At 65.7% G+C, this 2,101-nt stretch carries 2 protein-coding genes and 1 pseudogene; 2 read left to right on the top strand and 1 reads right to left on the bottom strand.

Features of this window, described 5'->3' with window-relative positions; genetic code table 11:
* Positions 1–326 (bottom strand): Rrf2 family transcriptional regulator (locus tag Q0H50_RS09395; protein WP_294421693.1); only part of this gene is annotated, 326 nt, incomplete at its 3' end.
* Between the two features lie 692 nt (positions 327–1,018).
* On the opposite strand from Q0H50_RS09395, the gene sufC reads away from it, so the two are divergent.
* Positions 1,019–1,792, top strand: a complete 774-nt coding sequence (gene sufC, locus Q0H50_RS09390) for a Fe-S cluster assembly ATPase SufC (protein ID WP_042436489.1) — start codon at positions 1,019–1,021, stop codon at positions 1,790–1,792.
* Positions 1,793–1,800: 8 nt separating this feature from the next.
* Positions 1,801–2,101, top strand: a pseudogene (locus Q0H50_RS09385) (Fe-S cluster assembly protein SufB); the annotation flags it as partial.

The following is a 2,101-nucleotide window of genomic DNA, read 5'->3' as shown; positions in this document are numbered from 1 at the left end:
GTGGTGCACACGCCGGCGCGATGGCACGGCTCGGGGCCGTCGAGCGCCGCGCAGGTCACCGGCACCGTGGTACCCTCGACCGCGCGCAGCACGTCGCCCGCCAGGATATCTTGCGGGTCACGCGCCAAGCGGTACCCGCCGCCCTTGCCGCGCACGCTTGCCAACAGGCCCGCCGACACCATGGGGCGGGCGATCTGCTCCAGATACTTCAGGGACAGCTCCTCGCGTTCGGCCACTTCGCGAAGCGACACCTTCGCCTCGGGCCCCGCCTGCGCGATGCACACCGCCAAGCGCAATGCATATCGTCCCTTCGATGAGATAAGCACGATTCCCCCTTATCGATTCCAACTACCTTCGCCAAACCACCGAAACGCTCGCCGCGAAACGCACGACCGGCACGCCAGACGCACATGGCGAACCCATGCGGAGCCCGCGGCATCGTCCGGCTCGCCCAACGGGCACGCCCTCCCGGCGAGCCCGCACCCGGCGCAAAGCGGTCGGCGAGCCAGCCTAAGCTCCGCGACGCGCAACCTCGCGCGTCGCCAGCAGACCGCCCAGCGCCGCACCGCGCAGGCCGGCGCGCCAGTCGTGCACGCGGGTCTGTGCGGAGCCCGCGACATCGCCCGGCACGCCCAACGAGCCCGCCCTCCCGGCAAACCCGCGCGCTCGCCGCAGCATGCGCAGCCCAACGCCGCACCGCGCAAGCCGGCGCGCCGACCGGACGAACGCACCCGGCAAACCCGCGCGCTCGTCACGCCGCACGCCGCACGCGCCTTCCCGCCGCGCTACCCTGACGACCCCCGGTCATCTGCCGGCCGTGCATGCCGCCCGGTGTCGCCCTCTGAACATATAGGTTACACTAGACGTAAAGCATGCGCGTTCGCGCTCATTCCGCGGATTGATTCCTTGCGGCAAGCATTTCGCTTGACAAATCCGCATGTCACGTTATCTTAATCCTATCAAACGTATATGAATAAGCATAGCCTTATTTATAGGAAATGAGAAGGGGAAGAAGAAGATGGCAGACGAGAACATCCTCCTCAACGTGGCAGGCCTTTCGGCCGCCGTGGATGAGAAGGTCATTCTTCACGACGTCGACCTTACCGTGGGCGCTGGAGAGACCCATGTGCTGATGGGCCCGAACGGCGCCGGCAAATCGACGCTGGGCCACGTGGTTATGGGCGATCCCGAGTACACGGTGACCGGCGGCAAAATCACGTTCAACGGACAGGATATCACAGATCTGTCCACCGATAAACGCTCGCACGCGGGCCTTTTCCTGAGCTTCCAGGCGCCGGTTGAGATCCCCGGCGTGCCGGTCAGCAGCTTCCTGCGCGCCATTTCCGCAGGCCGCCCGGGGGTGGGCGACATGAAGGGCAAGCAGTTCCGCAAGCACGTCAAGGAGCTGGCCGAGGAGCTGAACATGGACCCGGCCTACCTGGACCGCGAACTGGGCGTGGGCTTCTCCGGCGGCGAGAAGAAGAAGCTCGAGATGCTGCAGCTGCTGCTGCTCGAGCCGAAGCTGGCCTTCCTTGACGAGACCGACTCCGGCCTGGACGTGGACGCGCTGTCCGTCGTCTCGCGCGGCATGGAGGTCTATCGCAAGCGCTGCAACGGCACGCTCGTCATCATCACGCACAACACCCGCATCCTGGAGCATGTGGACGTCAACCGCGTCCACGTCCTGGTCAAGGGCCGCATGACGGCCGAGGGCGACGCGTCCATGATCGCCGACATCGACGAGAACGGCTTCGAGCAGTTCGAGCAGGCCGCGGCCGCAGCCGCCGAATAGGGGCAGCCATGGCTAAGCAACGCACCGAGGTAGCGGACATCGACCGCAGCCTCTACGACTTTTCATACGGCGACAGCACCGAGAAGCTCGAGGCGGGCCTGACGCCCGAGATCGTCCGCGAGATCTCGGAGAAGAAGGACGAGCCGGAGTGGATGCTCCAGCACCGCCTGAAGTCGCTGGAGATCTACCAGAGCATGCCCACGTCGGACTGGGGCCCCTCCATCGCCGGCCTTGACATGGACAACATCGTCACCTACGTCAAGCCCAACACCGACCAAAAGCACGACTGGGAGTCGGTGCCCGACGACA

This window comes from uncultured Senegalimassilia sp. (assembly GCF_934632265.1).
Lineage (GTDB): Bacteria > Actinomycetota > Coriobacteriia > Coriobacteriales > Eggerthellaceae > Senegalimassilia.
This window is presented reverse-complemented; position numbering and strand designations above follow the sequence as displayed.